The sequence below is a fragment of the Paenibacillus sp. FSL P2-0322 genome, from assembly GCF_037975315.1.
Lineage (GTDB): Bacteria > Bacillota > Bacilli > Paenibacillales > Paenibacillaceae > Paenibacillus > Paenibacillus polymyxa_B.
Genome location: NZ_CP150243.1, coordinates 1,319,480 through 1,336,370, shown reverse-complemented (window position 1 = coordinate 1,336,370; position 16,891 = coordinate 1,319,480). Strand labels below are relative to the sequence as shown.

19 protein-coding genes are annotated in these 16,891 nt (G+C 48.3%); 1 reads left to right on the top strand and 18 read right to left on the bottom strand.

Annotation, left to right across the window (positions count from 1 at the left end):
• Positions 1-59: 59 nt before the first annotated feature.
• The 18 genes from MKY24_RS06050 to MKY24_RS05965 form a co-directional block, all read right to left on the bottom strand.
• Complete coding sequence (locus MKY24_RS06050; protein ID WP_053324828.1) at positions 60-1,025, bottom strand: glycoside hydrolase family 25 protein; 966 nt, start codon at positions 1,023-1,025, stop codon at positions 60-62.
• A 158-nt stretch (positions 1,026-1,183) separates the two neighbouring features.
• Complete coding sequence (locus MKY24_RS06045) at positions 1,184-1,630, bottom strand: phage holin family protein (RefSeq protein WP_023987387.1); 447 nt, start codon at positions 1,628-1,630, stop codon at positions 1,184-1,186.
• A gap of 87 nt (positions 1,631-1,717) precedes the next feature.
• Positions 1,718-1,984: a hypothetical protein gene (locus MKY24_RS06040; RefSeq protein ID WP_023987386.1), complete on the bottom strand. Its 267-nt coding sequence runs from the start codon at positions 1,982-1,984 to the stop codon at positions 1,718-1,720.
• Positions 1,985-2,043: 59 nt separating this feature from the next.
• Entirely contained in the window at positions 2,044-2,655 is a 612-nt protein-coding gene (locus MKY24_RS06035; RefSeq protein ID WP_339201606.1) for a hypothetical protein, read from the bottom strand.
• Positions 2,656-2,668: 13 nt separating this feature from the next.
• Positions 2,669-5,233, bottom strand: coding sequence for a hypothetical protein (locus tag MKY24_RS06030; RefSeq protein ID WP_339201605.1), 2,565 nt, complete (start codon positions 5,231-5,233; stop codon positions 2,669-2,671).
• A 1-nt stretch (position 5,234) separates the two neighbouring features.
• Positions 5,235-5,909 (bottom strand): YmfQ family protein, encoded by a 675-nt coding sequence (locus MKY24_RS06025; RefSeq protein ID WP_028543143.1) that lies wholly within the window; start codon positions 5,907-5,909, stop codon positions 5,235-5,237.
• Positions 5,902-7,053, bottom strand: a complete 1,152-nt coding sequence (locus MKY24_RS06020) for a baseplate J/gp47 family protein (RefSeq protein ID WP_028543144.1) — start codon at positions 7,051-7,053, stop codon at positions 5,902-5,904. Before MKY24_RS06020 ends, MKY24_RS06025 begins: the two co-directional genes overlap by 8 nt.
• Entirely contained in the window at positions 7,053-7,517 is a 465-nt protein-coding gene (locus MKY24_RS06015) for a DUF2634 domain-containing protein (protein WP_028543145.1), read from the bottom strand. Before MKY24_RS06015 ends, MKY24_RS06020 begins: the two co-directional genes overlap by 1 nt.
• Entirely contained in the window at positions 7,510-7,917 is a 408-nt protein-coding gene (locus tag MKY24_RS06010; RefSeq protein ID WP_014280222.1) for a hypothetical protein, read from the bottom strand. The genes MKY24_RS06015 and MKY24_RS06010 overlap by 8 nt, the downstream gene beginning before the upstream one ends.
• Entirely contained in the window at positions 7,910-8,887 is a 978-nt protein-coding gene (locus tag MKY24_RS06005; protein WP_339201604.1) for a phage portal protein, read from the bottom strand. Before MKY24_RS06005 ends, MKY24_RS06010 begins: the two co-directional genes overlap by 8 nt.
• A complete protein-coding gene (locus MKY24_RS06000) occupies positions 8,884-9,528 on the bottom strand; it encodes a LysM peptidoglycan-binding domain-containing protein (RefSeq protein ID WP_076295027.1) in 645 nt (214 codons plus the stop codon). Before MKY24_RS06000 ends, MKY24_RS06005 begins: the two co-directional genes overlap by 4 nt.
• Positions 9,529-9,564: 36 nt before the next feature.
• On the bottom strand, positions 9,565-11,358 hold the full coding sequence (locus tag MKY24_RS05995) for a hypothetical protein (RefSeq protein WP_339201603.1): 1,794 nt from the start codon (positions 11,356-11,358) through the stop codon (positions 9,565-9,567).
• 176 nt (positions 11,359-11,534) lie between these two features.
• Positions 11,535-11,969: a hypothetical protein gene (locus tag MKY24_RS05990; RefSeq protein ID WP_007429164.1), complete on the bottom strand. Its 435-nt coding sequence runs from the start codon at positions 11,967-11,969 to the stop codon at positions 11,535-11,537.
• Positions 11,970-12,045: 76 nt separating this feature from the next.
• Complete coding sequence (locus MKY24_RS05985) at positions 12,046-12,453, bottom strand: phage tail tube protein (RefSeq protein ID WP_013309122.1); 408 nt, start codon at positions 12,451-12,453, stop codon at positions 12,046-12,048.
• Between the two features lie 122 nt (positions 12,454-12,575).
• Positions 12,576-14,042: a phage tail sheath family protein gene (locus MKY24_RS05980; RefSeq protein WP_023987375.1), complete on the bottom strand. Its 1,467-nt coding sequence runs from the start codon at positions 14,040-14,042 to the stop codon at positions 12,576-12,578.
• Positions 14,043-14,044: 2 nt separating this feature from the next.
• Positions 14,045-14,263: a hypothetical protein gene (locus MKY24_RS05975; protein WP_013309120.1), complete on the bottom strand. Its 219-nt coding sequence runs from the start codon at positions 14,261-14,263 to the stop codon at positions 14,045-14,047.
• A 10-nt stretch (positions 14,264-14,273) separates the two neighbouring features.
• Positions 14,274-15,134, bottom strand: coding sequence for a hypothetical protein (locus MKY24_RS05970; RefSeq protein ID WP_339201601.1), 861 nt, complete (start codon positions 15,132-15,134; stop codon positions 14,274-14,276).
• Between the two features lie 470 nt (positions 15,135-15,604).
• Entirely contained in the window at positions 15,605-16,081 is a 477-nt protein-coding gene (locus tag MKY24_RS05965; RefSeq protein WP_013309118.1) for an ArpU family phage packaging/lysis transcriptional regulator, read from the bottom strand.
• Positions 16,082-16,413: 332 nt separating this feature from the next.
• Between MKY24_RS05965 and MKY24_RS05960 the strand changes: the two genes are divergently transcribed.
• A complete protein-coding gene (locus MKY24_RS05960) occupies positions 16,414-16,887 on the top strand; it encodes a helix-turn-helix domain-containing protein (RefSeq protein WP_339201599.1) in 474 nt (157 codons plus the stop codon).
• Positions 16,888-16,891: the final 4 nt, after the last annotated feature.

The window sequence follows — 16,891 nt, the reverse complement described above, 5'->3', positions numbered from 1 at the left end:
AACTGCTTTACTCATTTCATATAAAAGTGGGATTGGCAGTGAATGAGTTCTTTCGAAGATCATTTGGTTGTTTTAAACACACCCAGACGGTTCAGTACGACCAGTAAGCGATAAAAATCGTAACTGCTTGGCAGTTTCGCATCCACAATCGAGCTTGTCGGATTAACTGCAACAGCGGCAGCCATCGCTTCCTTCGCCCAGGCCGGTACAGGCATAGCCTGACGCGCCTCCAGTTCAGCTACCCGCTGATCCACTTTTTTAATATAAGCGCTCTGTTCATTCAACGTCTGCTTGAGCACATCTTTGCTGTTTTCAAGGGCAGCGACCTGCTGCTGCAGGGCCTTAAATGCCGCTTTTTCCTCTGCTGTCATTGGCTCATCCCCCTCTTCTCCTGCAAATGCTTGGCGTAGCTCGGCCTCTGTTCCGGCGTATACATTCAGGTCAACCGGCCCTTGAATTCCATCAACCCGTCCACTATCGCTGTATTGCCAAAAGTCCCAGCGCTTCCATGCCGTGGTGTCGCCGGGCACCCGTGTACTATAACGCGCAATCCACAGCTTATAACTACCCAATGGGGCTTTGAAATGGGCAGCAAAAGCATTCCCTGTATATACCATCGGCTTACGGCCACTTACCCGTTCAAATTCTGTTAAAAATGCCAACGCAACCTCATGAATCGCGGCCGAGCTAAGCCCTCCCGGATTATTTTCGTAATCCATCACCGCTGGTAAGTCCAGCGCTTTCGCACCCCCCATCTGATCCAGCACCTCGGCGAAATGCCTGGCTTCCGCTTTTGCTGCGTTTACACTAGTTGCATCTACAAAATGGTAAGCTCCCAGGAGAATCCCGGCTGCCTTGATCCCTTTTGCATTCGTGATAAATGTCGGATCGACGTAACGCTGTCCTTGACTCGCTTTAATAAAGGCAAACGATTTACCATCGGCTCGTACACGTTTCCAATCAATCGTTCCCTGATATCGGGACACGTCAATGCCTTCGGCAGCGTTAGGGCTGCGATTCTGCATAAGGCGTTCCCTCCTTATCATTCATAATGTTGTAGCTCACTCTGTCTCTGTTATCCATATGCTTGGACCATCCATACGGTCTGGGCTTTTCCACTTTTATACCGAAAAAAGGGCAAAAAGGTAGTCTGCCTATTTTGGTAGTGGCTACTGGTGGCACTTTATGAAGCTTTATTTTCTTTGTCGGAAGGGTCGGTTGGCTTTATTTTTTCTCCACTCGACTTAGACTCAAAAATAGCTACCGCATTCCGCAAAATATCCGGCATCGGCACTCCCATTCTGCCCACATTTTCAATAATGGACAACAACTCGTTCGCTAAATAAAAGAAAACGACGGCATCCCGGAAGTAATGTGCATCCCCGAGAATACCGTCGATTAGATGAGCTACCGTAATGAGCAAAAACACGGTAACCTTGCGAAAAATACCGTAATACCCCTGGCGGCTTTTTAGCTCTCCATTAATCCAGGCCGCTGCCCATCCAGTGAAAAAGTCGATCACGACCATCCACCACAGCAACGTCAACATTGTGGTCCACCCCCCAAAAAAATAACCGATCAAGGTCCCCGTGGATAGCCCCAGCCAAATCTGATCGATCTTTTCATGCATGTTTGTTCCCCCTTCTGAACCAAGGTGTAAAATGAATGCCCTTGGACTGATCCAAGGGCAAATAAACAATTATCTTTGTTTTGTTCTCTATACTGTTTTTTTACGGAAAATAGAGTTATACCATTTAACCGTTTCTTCCTGCTCATTCAGAGCTTCAGTTGATGATGAATCACCTACGTTGCCCGTTACCAGATCAGAACGCTTGGATAAAATAATCTTCATTACTTGTTCACGTTGTTCTTCATCTAAAATGTAGCTTCCCATGATCGTTGCTATATCGCCCTCTCCCCGCTCATAGCGGGTGATGCAAGCATGAGCACAAATACGCAATTGAGCCTCTGTTAAAGCGGTCATAGTTATGACTTCACCTCTTTTATATAAAAATTTTTGCTATATATAATAGTCAGTACACGTTATTTTCCTGTGCTACCAAGCATGAGCTGAGTCAGCATTACTTCGAGATCTGCAATACGCTGCTTCAATTGATCTGTCTCACTTGGCTGTTGCTCTGCTTTTTGTGTCAGTTCCTTAATCGCTTCGGCACTTAATCCTTCACTCCAGAACGTCGTTGGGTCTCTTCGTTCTGGAGCCGTGAATGTCTGAGCAAAATATACAGGTTCATCCCCGCGTTCGTTTTCCGGCTTGTTTTGCCATTCATCATGCAGCTTCTGAAATGCTGCCTGAGATTCCTTGTTCAACTGCTCATACGCACCCTGTGCTTCTATCAATTTTTGGTTATATTCCGCTTCATAAGTCAGCCAGCCTTGGATATCAAAACGAGGATGATATAAGCCTGGCGGCACTGAAATTGCTATCGTATAACCAGCAAAGATGCTTTCTGAACTTGTTCCATTTATGGTACTAGAGCTACTGTCAGTAAGCCGATGGGTGTCTAGCTGCTGCTTTGTATCAGATAGCGTGGGCGAAGATGGAGTATAAAAAGGGACGACACCTGAAAAGGCATCGTCCACCAGCTCGTCCTCCAGATAGAGGCCGTTTGTATTTACTTTAGGTACTGCTTTCATGTGTTAGACCTCCTTATTGTTCAGCCAGAAACGGCGGCAAACTGTCCAAACTAACCCAACCAGTATTTGTTATCGTGATGCCAGCTACGGCAAGTATCGCAACGTTGCCATTGGCTCCAATGTTTATTCGCCCTAAAACGTCATGATCTTTGTCTGTATTCGCTGCCACACCAGCCACGATCGTTCGAGAAGGTCTATACCCTACAGGTAACTGAAACACATTCGTATTCATCGCGCCTGGTTTGGCTACACCTTTTATGTGGACGTAACCATTTGAATCTTTTAGGTAGGATATTTGGCTCAATGATGTATCTATGTTAGTCCACCCATTAAGCAACGTCGGTGTAAGCCATGCAGGATTATCTTTGTCAGCCTTCTTGTTCTCAAGCACCGACACCCTCGCCGTGTTCTGCTGCACACTTTCCACCAAGTCCGCTAAAAGCGTCTTCTCGTTGGCTGTGTAGGAGCCTGTGAATGGTACGGCTGGAGATGCGTCAGTCATAAAGTAGGTTGTTGAAAAGCTGTCCGCTGGGTCATACAACCCCACAACTAACCGCGAAAACGCTACCCCTATGGGTGCGAAGGCGTCCGAACCTGGCCTAATAACAACCTCCCACCGTGAATCCTTTTTACCATTCTTGTACACAGCAAGGATATTCCTCGGTTTGTATTTTAAAGGGCTTTCGGCATTCACATAGGCATAAGCACCGGGAATCGTATTAATACCTGAGCTTTCGCGCAGTACAATCCCCGTACCTACTTCAATCTGATTATCGCCCTCAACAAAGGATAGTTGCCCTTCACTGATAATATGCTCTACAACTGGAACTGCAAGTTGGTAAATGAGTTGATATGACGTGAATTCCGCATAAGAAGCTGTAGGCAAAGGTTTGGAATAGGTAGCTGCACCAATACGATGCACCCAGTATTTTGTGCCTGTACCGTTATATGTCGCGGTGGTTGCTGCTTGTGCCGCCTCTGGAGTATATATTCCTGCATCATACATTTTCCAACCCATAAAATACACTTTAATTTCGTCCGTTGTTGGCGTATAGTTGTCTCCCCATCCGCTGTCTGCGCTCGAGATGGACAGACCAACTACGCCCGAATCTGGGCTAAGGTGGGATTGGTCTGACTCACTCAGTGGGAAAACATGCTGAATCAACTTACCATCGAACTTGGTTATCCTCTCACTATCAACCCTGCCGTTAGTGATAGGTAGACGAACAACTTTATATCCCATTGCTGACGAGAAAAAAAACCAAGGTAACGATCCATCTAATACCAAACTCTTCCACATCTTACTTTTAAAATACTGCCCATCCTGCTCAAACACCCTATCGGCACTACCACCTGTCACCGGATCGGCGTACAGATCTGTTTGGAGAGCAAGCATGGAGTCTTCACGCGACCTGAATGTTTTTGCTGTGCTGCCGATGTTAAGCATAACATCGGAAAACGTTATATCGTCAGTGGATGTCCCCAACAAGCGGATCACTACACCATTAGTGCCTACCGGAACTGTGAATGTGTAAGAGATAAGTCCGATACCTGTTACATTACCGACAACCGCAGTCTCGTTTTGTGTATTTACATGTATTCTACCCGTTGACCCACTCGACTGAGCGGAAATAGTGTAACTCTGACCAGAAACTAATGGGTAGATGGAAGATATCATTATATTGGAAGATGAAACAACAACACTTCGATCATCTTTAATAACGGGTGTTCCCACCTTAGCGTTCCAAGAATAAAAGGAATGGGGGGCCAAATTCTCCCCATACCGAATCGCATACGGATTACGCACAGGCGTTACGCTGTCTACATATGGATATTTGGCAGCTACCTGTTCAGCAACCATGCTATCCAGCGCAGCATATTCTGAGGCGCTAACTTCATAGAGACGAATCGCGTCTGCATAAAAAGCTTGACCCGTTGCTGTGGAAATCGCTGAAACTTCCAAGTTTATCGCAGTATCGTTTGCCGGTGCACATTTTGTATAGATCGTTACAAATTGACTCTTATCTATGGACTGCTTGAGCGCCTTATTACCACCCGTAGAAAAGTTTACATAAATATTATTTGAAGCATTGATGTTTTTAACATCAGCCAGGGCGATATAGTACCTTCCGCCAGTAAGCTTAAATCCGCTACTGTACACGTTATACACGCCGGTGGCATTCTTTGCAGTGACCTTGATTGATCCCATACCCTGCGCCTTATTAGATGTATCAACTGCAAGATCGGCATCCCAACCTAAAAGGCTACCGATTTGGTCACCAGAGCCTGCCCGCCCCAACAGATTCACCAACGTACGCCCGCTCATCCCCGTCAGCGAAAACGGAGATGCCTTTTCCGCATGAACAATTTGTACCCCAGGTTCCAAAGTTACCGCCTTACGATCCGTCGTATCCAGACGCTTCTTGATCGCATTCACACCATCATTCACATCACCTGCAAAATCATCTACAGCGCGCCAGTTTTGGTCCAAATACTTCTCCAGATCAAAATACGTGGTTTTGGGCGATGTGCGGTCAATTTGATTTAAGCCAAGATTTGGTGTTTTTTCGCTTGCCATGTTATGCGCCACCTCCTAAATATCTATCCTGTGTTGTATGTTCATTTTCATAGACGGTCATAGACTCGACTTCAGCAATGGTCAGGTAGCGTAATTTGTACTCCACCGCCATGTGAGCGGGCTTGATCTCCTCAATGGCTTCTTTAAGATCCTCCACGTTAGGCGGAATCCCGATGGTATCCATAAATTTGACGGTAAATCCCCATTCGGCGGGATGAAAGATAACATCTACAGTGCCTCCGTCATACGCCTCCGCTACATTTTTGACAAGCCGGCCGGAAAAAGTTCCTGCCCCTCGCAGCTTCGACTCCACCACCGCACGCCGTTGGTCCAATGGCTTCGTCAGATCGGTTTCAATCCCCAGCTCCATTTCCCAGCGTTCCAACCCCCACGTGGCGGTACGTACGAAAAACTGTCCCACCGTTGCATCCATTGCAAGATACAAAGCGTCCAATTCGCTTCCTTTAGCATCCATATCGGAACGCATTACACGTGAGGTTTCATAATAGGCAGGCAAATAGGAAAGCAGCTCGCGTCCCCGCTCGCTGCTCATTTGGCCCAATGTATCTCCCGCTATAGTTACCCGATTAACAAAAGTGTCACTACGGTTTGCACGTTTTCCCTGGTCTGAATTATTCAATAAATCTTCAAAACTGTTCGTTCCATTGTTACTCACTGACGCTCACCGTCCCCAGCACTGCCACCTGACCTGATCCAATCTCAATATTCTGATTGCTCTGTCCATTGATTTTCAGTTCAGAGAAATCAATAATAATCGGAATGTCGAGCAGCACAGCAGAAATCCGGGTATACCGTACCAACGGGTCTTCTTTGTAAAAAGCAAGCTGCTTCAAATACGTCCGCACACCGCTTTCGATCAGCTTTTTGATTTCATCCAGTGTGGACGGCTTCTCTTTGGTACGCTGTACCTTAACTGAGATATTAATTTCCACTTCTGTCGCTGGCATGATCGTCACCACAGGGCCCGCTGGTGCCAGCCCTTCTCCTTGTCCATCCTGAGTCGGATCAATGTATTTCTGCACCGCAGCCACGATATCCGGGCTGGCCGCGCGTTTATCCGTATCCAGCACATATAACCCTACTGTTCCCGGCCCTTTCCAGAGAGGAACAACTTCTACGCCACCAACTCCAGCAATCTCATTCGCCCACTGGGTATACTGCGCCTTGTTGCCACTGGTACCCTGGTTCCGCACCTTGGCATAAAAACGCTCCAGCAACAACTGGTCGCTCTCAACGTCTGTACCACTTTTGGTTTCCTCCGTATTGATCACAGAGGCGACCCCGCTAACCGGGGTTGCCATCACTTGGATGACACCCGCAGGCACATTACCGCTGCGCCCGGGATTCACCGCCCGAATAGCAGCTTCCCCGGCACCTTGTTCATCCAGCGTGACCGATGCCGTGATCGCATACTCAATGGAGGCTTCCCCGGATACATCATCTGCCGGGGTCGCCACCAACGTTCCCGCCGGGACGGTCGTTCCCGCTGTGCCTGTAAAACTGACCATACCTGAGGCAGCAACCGCTTCTCGCCGTGTCACCCCATGCTCTGCTGTCCGCAAATCCAGCTCCGGCGAGCGAAAATCCGGGTTGTCGCTGGCTGCTGTGCTGGCAAAGCCACGTCGCAGTAGCTCCTGCGCCCAGATTGCCGCTTCGGATAGCATAAACGCTACTGGCGCCTGTGCATCCCAAATAAAAGAGCCCTCGGACTTATCCATGTCCGAAGGCACTTTTTCCAGCATCCGATTTAAAATTCCCTCTTCCGTCTGGTCTACCAAATATTCCGGCAAGTCTGCCATTAGATCACCACACTTTCCACAATTTCTGTTTCATCTCGCACGTTCGTAATCTGGCAGCTAAAATGGCACGCCTCACCTTCCCAGCGAAACGTGAATTGATCCACACTAGCCGTACGTGCATCTGCTAGTAATGCCTCCGTGACCATGCGTTTAATTTCGCTTTCTTGCACACCGTGCCCATAGCTGCTGCCAATTAGCTCCTCCAGCTCACTCCCATAGTCAGGTGAATAGATCACATGCCGGTAGCGAGGAGTGCGAATCGCTTTTTCACACCACTGTACCCAGGCTTCTTTCTCGCCTGTAGTCACGATTTTACGGCTAGGGCTCATAACAAACTCACCAGCTTCAAAATCAAACCGCCAGCTTCGCCCAAATACCGCACGGTTATCCTCCAGTACATCCGGGTCGGTCATATCCGTGTCTGTCCAGATCATATCATCTGTTTCGGGGAATAAATTAGCCACGTCCACTCACCACCTTGCACACGACCACCACATCATTGCCGCTATTCACCCGAACCGCAAGTACACGATCTCCAGGCTTAAGACCTTCGTTCAAACTGAGATTCACATCCTCCAGCTCGTCTTCCCCGATATAAAAGGAAGTTTTCAGCTCTTTGCCTTCCCAATTTTCCGATTCCACTGCGGTTGAGGTGCCTTTATACATATGACGTGGTACAGACAGCAGCCCCGGTAGCTCGGCGACCAGATAATCCTGAAGCTCATGTTTAAAATCGTCCAGCTTGAGTCCCGTGGAGGTGATCGTTCCTAGTACCGCGCCTACCCCACTCAGTGCTTGCTTGGTATGCTTATGAAAAGAAGATTGCAGCGCAGTAGCCAAATGCCCATAGGGGTCCTTATTCAAGGTAAAACCTCCTTTTTACATCGTCATACGTTCCGAGCTCCAGCGACATACTGCCGGGGTTACCTAATTCCCTGCTCACTGAAATGACCAACAGCTTTATGGAACCTAACATTACCGCATCTCCTGCTCGAATCGTGTTCATATCCGGTGCATTTACCGATATCGTTTGTTGTATGCCTCTCAGCTTACTTTTGGCCAACTCACGTGCTGCTGCCCCAGACTTGACCTCGTCATCCTGCACGATCACCTGAAGTGTCCCATATTTGGCAATGTCCTTTTCCTCAAGCGCCATCACCTTGGATGGTACCTCATTGCCTGATTCACTGGCAGCCGTAGCCAGTACCTTCACTCTCGTGGCCGCACCTTCCAGCGTACGGGATTGAGTTGTATCCGTGACTCTCTCCAGAGCATACACATCTTTGTTCGTTCCCAGCTCGTACAGCTCCAAGCCGGAAGAAATCATCCGTGGATGATACAGCTTCCCCCCCGCCTTTGCCGTTTCGCGCAGATCTCCCAGCATCATAGAATAGATGGACTGTGTGCGGTATACGGCGCGTCCCAGCGTTTTTTTCGTATCTGGCAATGAAGCGATTTTCAGCTTCCAGTCCCTAGCATACTTCTGAAAACGCTGAGTAGCCGTCTGCTTGGCAGGAAGTAAATATTCATCCTCTGACTTGTCCAAATACACCGTACGGTCATATAACGTCAGCGTCATACGTTTGAGTCCGTTGTTAGAGGTTTCTACTTCCCAGATCACCGCTGGAGACAACAAGGGAACATAATCCTTTTTACCATAAGGAATCCCACTAACCCGAATGGACATCCCAGGGGAAATGGCGGGCATATCCGGCGTAACGACCAGATTGACCGTGCCCTGATAGGCGATTTGCTCCAGCGAATCCCTCAAATTAATGTTCTCCACAAGCGGCGACAAATCATATTTATCCTGTAACATGACTTTATAGCTCATGACAGCACCAGCTTTTGTCCCGGTTTAATCGCATTCGGATTTTGTCCAATGACCTTTTTATTAAGCTGATAAATACGACTCCATTGCGAACTGTCCCCCAACTCCAGCTTGGCAATTTTGGACAAGGAATCCCCGGACTTAACCGTATATGTTTTTTTCTTTTCTTTCATATCTGTGCGGGGCTTTTTGTTGACCACAGCCGCCTTACTTCCTGTGCCACCAGCTTTTTTGGCAACTTTCATATCACTCCAGGTCCGCAGTGACAGATCAAAATTCACATCCCCATACTCGCCGCCGCGAAAGATCGAATTATGAGATGCCACAATTACTGGCACATTCACGGCTGTCTCCGTAATAATAAAACGTAGCGGGTTCTTGGATAACAAAAAGCCATTCAACGTGTTCATGGCCTCCTGCGGATCAGGGATATCTTCGTATGTGCAATACGCTGGATTGTATTCTTTCGGAAAAAAAGAAGAGAAGGAGATTTCCTTCACCTTCTCCCCTTGTGGGAAGTCAAACTCCCCATAGGATAAAATCGTCGTTGTATCAAATCCCTTTTGCCGTGAGATCGTCACTTCCTCAGGATTCACCGGAAACTGAAATTTTTTCCCTTTACCATCTGTCAAACTAAATTCCATCTCTTTCCTCCTTCCCCGTTGCTACCATCTACTCCATTACATAGCTCCAGCGCCTGCTGGCTTGGTATTCTGCGTTGCACGCAGAATTTCAGCTTTGAGACGGTAGCCAATTTGCGTAATAAGCCCATCCACATCCAGCTTGTTCTCATGTACAGTGACCTGTACAGCCCCCGCAGGAAGATTGAATTGGTTGGTGGTTTCCGTTTTAAAATCCTTCAAAAAGCCAGACAGTGTTCCCATTTGTTCAGGACTGATCTGTACTACTTGAGGTGTCGGATTACCATTACCTTTGCCTTTAGCTTTGGCTCCATTGTTCGCATGAGCCGCAGTATTCAGTAGTGGGTTTGGATTGACTCCCTGGTTAACTATAGCCATCGGTCCGTAAGGATTAGGAACACCTTTTACGCCTGGTTGCGGAGGTACGTTTGCAACTGCACTAGCACTATAATTTATAGCCATAGGCGTTAAGGGCTCAAATGACTTACCTAAATTCGAATGAGGTGGGATTGCTGGTTTAGAGGTTGCTGGTTTAGGAGCTTCAGGAGGCTTAGCTGGCTCTTTCTTAGGTTCATCTTTTTTACCAAAAGAAAAGAAATCAGAAAAGCCTTTACCAAAATCTCCAGCCTTATCAGAAAGCCAGCCTGTAACCTGGGAAGCTTTTTCTCCAAGGAATTTACCAGCGGACTTCGCTTTGTCCATCATGGCTGGACCATAATCTGAGACTAATCCACCAATTTTCCCACCGACAAAGTCTCCCGCCATACCCCCAAGTGTAGAACCAACCACAGTACCAATACCCGGAAGCAAAAATGAACCGATAGCTCCGCCTAATGCAGAACCAGCAGTCCCACCAACTGTGGAACCGATAGCTTCTGCACGTTCTTTACCAGAGGTAGCCTTCGCGATGTTCACAATATCCATTCCATAGCTTAAAGGTCCCAATAGTTTTTTCGCTCCACCTTTTAAAAAGTTCTTAAATAAGCCTGATCCAGCTTCCTCAGCTGCACCTGCAACACTACTTGGTCTGATAATACTTGAGGCTGCATCTGCCGCAGCACTCGAACTTGCAGCGCTAGGCACCACACCAGCGGCTTCACTCGGATTTATCATCCCCAAGCTTTTAGCCTGATCAAACAATCCCTGTCCGCCTTCAATTAAATCTGAAGACCCTCCAAATTTTTCTAAAAACTCACCCCCAGATTTCCCTACATTTAATGCTTTACTAGCAAAATCTTTAAACTTCTCTCTTCGGTTAGCTCCCTGGAGCGGTCCCTTTAAAATACCAAAATCAGTTTTAAATTTTTTAAAAGCTTCAGGAGCTTCAGATATGCTTTTTACCCCTTCACCAACTTTTTTTACATTACCAAGAAAATCCTTTACCTGAGTTAATGCGTCCTTAGGCTCTTCTTTTTTCTCTGCAGCTGGTGTCACAGATCCCAACTTAGTACCTAAATCAACAATAGCTGCTGTATTGGCATTTACAGCTATAGTATTCAATTGCACCGCCGTGCTTAGCAAAACGATACTCGGATTGTTATCAGACTTCGGGGAGCCTGAGCCAGATTGGGAGTTTACCTTCAAATTCACATTCCCCGAGGCGTTAATAATCTGGGATTTGACCCGGTTAATCTTGTTCAACAGATTATCCAATCCTTTGGAAGCCATATCGTTCAGCACAATTTCCGGGGCCATGCGAGTGCGGCCGATTTTCAACACACGTCCTTGAATCCGCTCAAAATAGCGTTCCATTGCGCGCAATTCTCTGTTCGCCTTAATGACGTTTTTAGGATCAATCACAAGGTTCATGCGGTAATTTAATGCTTCTGCCATCTATCATGTTCACCTCCTTGTTTATGCTTTTGAAGCTGCTATGCTATCCATTTCCTGTTCGGCAAACGCCAGCAGCAGCATGCGCTCACCGCGGGGAAGCCGCCAAAAGTCTCCGGGGCGGAGGTGGTGCCGGACCCACAAGTGGTACAGCATCGTCGTCATTCCCCCGGAGCTGATTAGTTTTTTAGATCAGCAATCTCAACACCAAAACCGGACAGTTCCAGCACCTTATCCCCTACTGCATCCAGTTCACCCGCCAGCAGCATACGGCGGACAGACTGTTCGCCACCGGACAGCTTCAAGCGGCTTGTAATCCGTGGATCGCCCCAACCGTTAAGGGACAGGCCCTTCACTTCCAGCTTTCCAGTAGCTTCCGAAATCAACAAGGCGTTGAACGTTTCAGTATCTACCTTCTCATCCACTGCACCTTTCACAGTCCGTCGAATCGTGCAGCGTTCACGAATGCTGTCCACCTTACTGGAGGTCAGGCCGTGCAGCACAATTTTCATGTCGAGGCGCTTGATGCGGACCGTTTCCTCAGGTAGTTTTTCAGCAGCTTCAAACAGGCTGTCCAAAATTTGTTCTTCTGTCATATTCTCATTCAAGCTCATAAGTCATTCTCCCTTATTGTTCATTTGTATTTGGGGAACGGAACGCTTGACAGCATCCCATCCCCCGTCTTCCAATTTAGTTTGCTACAATCGGATCAAGCAGCTCATAACCTTCAAAGGTGAAGGTCGTTTCTTCCTGTACTTCTTCTCCTGCTGTCCAGTTGGCCAGTTGGATTTTGTCAGCAGTGCAACGAATGAGACGAATACTTTCATGTCCGAAGGCTTCTGGATCATCCAATTTAGTAATAATCTCAAAACGGTTAAAACCGCGACGAATCATATCGGATGTGACCTTGTAGCCACTCATTGTTCCCGTTCCCTTTTTGATACCGCGCTTGTGCACCTTCCACTCATTGCCCACGAGATTCAGCTCGCGTTTTTCCATTTCCACGCTGGCTTCCAGCTTGTTGATATTCGTCTGCCACACCCCGTCCACATGCGCCTGACCATACGTACCTAAAATGACTCTTGAAGCATCCAACATTTCTTTTTCCTCCTCAAAATGATCCATAATATAGTTCGGGATTTCACAAAATCCTCGTTGTTAACAAGCTACACCATTTCTGCTGATTGCCTGCGAAATGCTTGTACACGTAAAATGCTTATTTATTGCACGTAAAATGTGCCGAACAGTTGCTCCATCACGTCGGTAAGCTTCACGTTCCATTGCAGGAACACTTGATCCGGCTCCGGTTTGATGACTGGCGCATCGCCGTAGTAAGCCGGGTCGAGAATGACATCGTAGCCATCTGCTTCGATGACGTTGCTCAGCGACAGCTGTGCCAGGTATTCTTTGATCGCACCGATAAGCGCCAGACGACCTTCCACCGTGTTGTTGATTTTGCCAATGTAAGTCTCTTCGGCTGCACGCTGCAAGTCAGCATTAATAGCATCCATGACACGGATGGAACGAATTTTCTTCCATGCATTGTTTTGTCCAGCAGCCGGGTTCACCAAGCTGTTGATGCCACGCAGCGCTTTGACCTGACGACCATCGAAGAACAATAGGAAGACACCATTACGGACTGCCTGCTCCTGCTCGGAACGTGTCCAGCGGCGGGTTACATCCTCAAAAGGCGTAACCGCATACGTCGCCGATTGATTCAGACGTTGGCCTGCAATCAGCCCGGCTACATAAGCAGCCGTTTGGGCGGAACTGTAGTCCGTACCTGCCAGACGTACGCCTGTACCGACGTTCACGATACCTTCATGGTTCAGCGCCAGGGAACGTGCAGAGGCCAAGCTGACGGCTGTTTTGGACACATCATCTGCCGCAGAACCGCCGAATACAGCGATTACGCCTTTACCTTCGTTGCGGACACGCTTGATCCAGGCAGCAAAGCTTTGCAGCAATGCCAGATCAGCTGCATAATCCAGAGCCAAGACATTAAATTCCTGTCCTTCAAGTGCCTCCTGCATCGCGATGTAATCGGCATTAACCAACTTGCTATTGCCGCTGTTGCCGCCAGTGAGGTGTACGCCGCTGACATCCACCGGAATGCCGCCGTCGCCAACAACCTCGGCCTTCACCCATACGTTTTCGCTGTTCTCGTTCATGGCCTTGGCAATAGAGGCTGCTGTACCGTCACTGCCTTTGTACGTGCCGAGTAGCTTGGTTCCTTCATAGAGGCGCACCTCACGAGCTTGCTCATCACCCAAAGTTGGCTGTACAGTTACAGCGAAACCATTACCGCGGCTACCTGTGTACAAAGCCTTCAGGCGCAGCACATCCGCCGGGGTCGCACCGCCGCTTTTCAGCGTCACAGATGCTTCAGCAGCTGTATCATCTGCCAAACGGTAGGCTAGCAGCTTTTTCGGACCGCCCAGCAAAGCCAGATACAGCGTCGAATACGCGGTCGCACCGTCCAGACTGTCACCGGAAAAGATTTGGCTGATTGCCGTTTCACTGCCGATCTCTACAAACTCACGTACAGGGCCCCAATTCGCCTTAACGGGTACAACGACCGTACCACGCGACCCACCTTGAATTGCTGAAGCTGCTGCTGCCTGAAAATTCATATACAAACCCGGCAATACCGGTTTATTCGTGTTTTCCCATGTTCCGCCTGCCATAATTAGTCCACCTTCGCTTTCATAAATTGTTCGATTTTAGTGTGTGCTTCTGCTACTGTAAACAGCTTGTCCTGTGTGCCAAAAAAGGCGCCTGCCAGCACTTCTTCTTTCACGGAAAACAATTGTTCTGCGTGCTCCTTTAGCTCCTCCAGCGTATAGCGGGGGCCGCTTGCTTCCTGCCCGGCATATACCGGGGCCTTCTCATGGTTTTCCAAGGTCACTCGGACCACCTCATTTCAAAATAGGATGAATTTCCACTCTGCGAATCAACGCCGCTTCCTCGGCTGGGCGCATTCGCCGCTGTACTAGCATCAGTCGAAGCTGACCGTCTAAAATGGCATCTGCCTGCAAATCAGCTGAAGCTTCAGCTGTAGACATATAACGGCCCTTGTCCTGATCAAGAGGAAGCTGGATTTGAGCGGCAAAGCCCTCGATCAGTGCGGAAGCTGCGCGGTTTTCTTCAGTGGTGTCTGGGGCGGTAATATGCCCGATGAACCGTTTGCGCAGCTCATACATGGAGGCTCCCGCCATCCTAGTTTCGCAGCCGCTCATCCGCCATAGTACCGCGTGCCGGCCCGGCTGTGCTGGCCATGCGTCGGCGTATACCGACCACGTTTCGCCCAGTTGCTTCCGCGTCCAGCGGACCAGCGCGGCCAGCCACTCTTCCGGCTGTGTAGCACCGTTTGCTGGAACGGCCGAACCACCTTCCGTCTCAGGCACATACACGCCAAAACGCAGCGTTCTATAGGCCTTGCCCGTAACAGTGTCCAGCTTTTCTGCATCCCGCACACCCAAATAGTGCGCGGTAAAAGCCGATGTATCCTCACCTGCACCTGTCACTGGTTCCCGGTGCAGCCCGGCAATCAGGGCATTCGCCCATACATCAGCCTGCGCCAGCCCGGCTTGTCCTGCGTACAGCTTGATGCGAACAACCTGCCGATAGCCGGCCCAGGAAGACTTCCAAATTTCCTCGCCCAGCGCCATAACAGCATACAGCTCCTCTGCCGTCTGCGACGGTGGCTGAACATCGTATACACGCCCTTGCAGCGCTGGAATAATTTCAATGAGCTTTTGCTTAAAGGCTTGTCTCATCCTGCGGCATGCCACCTTTGCGTCCCCTGCGTTCGCATGTTGTGGCTATTCAGCCAGGCTTTTTTCCACTTTCGCGTTCTCATCCGGCGCAGCCTCGTACTCATGCATTGCAGCATCCCTTGCTTAGGCAACACGACTCCTCCTTTCTGTACAACGAATTCCCGGGAACCGACAGAGACGATCACCGCATGAAAAAACCGGCCCTAATGGCCGGCTAACGTTTGACTGTGTGTGTCTTCGGTATGTCCTCTTGTCTTGATTCCCGATGATATAATCTTACACCCTAATAACGAATGCGTTGCCGGGGAAATGGACGATAAAAGCAGAGACTAGGGATGATGTTGGGAGGTTTTTAGAGAACATATGTTCCTATTATAAAAAAAGACCTTGATCCCTGTTATTACAGGAAATCAAGGCCTTTTAGGAAACCATTTTAAAATAGAAATGAGAACAAGTGGATAATTATTACATTAACCCAGTTTTCGATCCGCGCCCTTCTGCAAGCCTGCCAAATTTAAAACGCCTTGGTCCGCCAGTGCAAGTGCCATTTTGTAAAAAGCACGCGTACGAAGCTTCGTGTACGTATCCTTGCTGACCGGAGGGTCCAGTACGTAATTGTAAACCTTGTAATCAAACACATCGTCATCCTTTAAATAACGTTCACGGATGAGCAGCTGTTCGCGTTCATTCAAGCGACTCACTACGGCATCCACCATTTCGCAGTAGGCCAAGCGGGCGGCAGGAGCATCTACATTATATACGGCTGTCCGGGCCGTTGGATCGCTTGTCACATTCGTTGGGCCGTTCGGGCGATCCGTATAGCCAGCCGTAATAAAGCTCTCCCGATCCATAAAAGTAATCGTTTTATAAATTCGGTATTTCTCAAACACACCCTCCAATGCATTCTGCGTTTTGCGACGGTCCAATTCGGGTAAGTTATTTCTCATGTAAAGCAACACTCCTTATCTTATGCCTTTTGACAATGATGTATTTTTAAATGAGGATTTTGCACTTCGAAGCGACTGGAATCGAATTTTGCAAAATCCCGAAATAGAAAAACGCTCATGTTTACATTTTGTTCCCCTTTTGTTCGTATCTTGAGTATAACATAACATTATTTAGGATAGGTATCCATCGTCAAAAAAAGCAGTATAGCTCCAAAAACAGGATATTCACTTCATTTTCCTATGCCTTTTGGCATATTACGTGCTTTTACTATTTACCTAATGGTATAATAAAACTAATATCTATGATTCTCTTGCAGAAAGGAGCCCCCATTGTGGAACAGCCAGCATTCGGAACTTACTTAAAGCAGCAGCGTGAGCACAAACAATGGAGCATCAACCAGTTGGCAGATGCTGCAGGTATTAGCAATTCACAAATTTCCCGCATTGAAAATGGACTGCGCGGAATCCCCAAACCCTCCACTCTCCGCAAAATAGCGGACGCGCTTAGCGTATCCTATACCGAAATGATGAAGGCCGCCGGATATTGGGGAGACGATGATTCAATGGAGCAAAGTCCACATGAACTTTATCGTTCTACTGTGCCGGAATGGGCAACCTCCAAAGACCGCCGGGATTTTAAAAAAATGCTGGAGGAAGACGACGAATTAATGTTCGATGGCATTCCGCTGGATGAAAAAGACCGTCAACGGATCAAGGACGTGCTGACAGGTCTGTTCTGGGAAGCCAAGCAGATGAACAAACATAAAAAGCCCAAAGAGCCCCAAGCGGGCAAAGATCAGGGATAGTAGG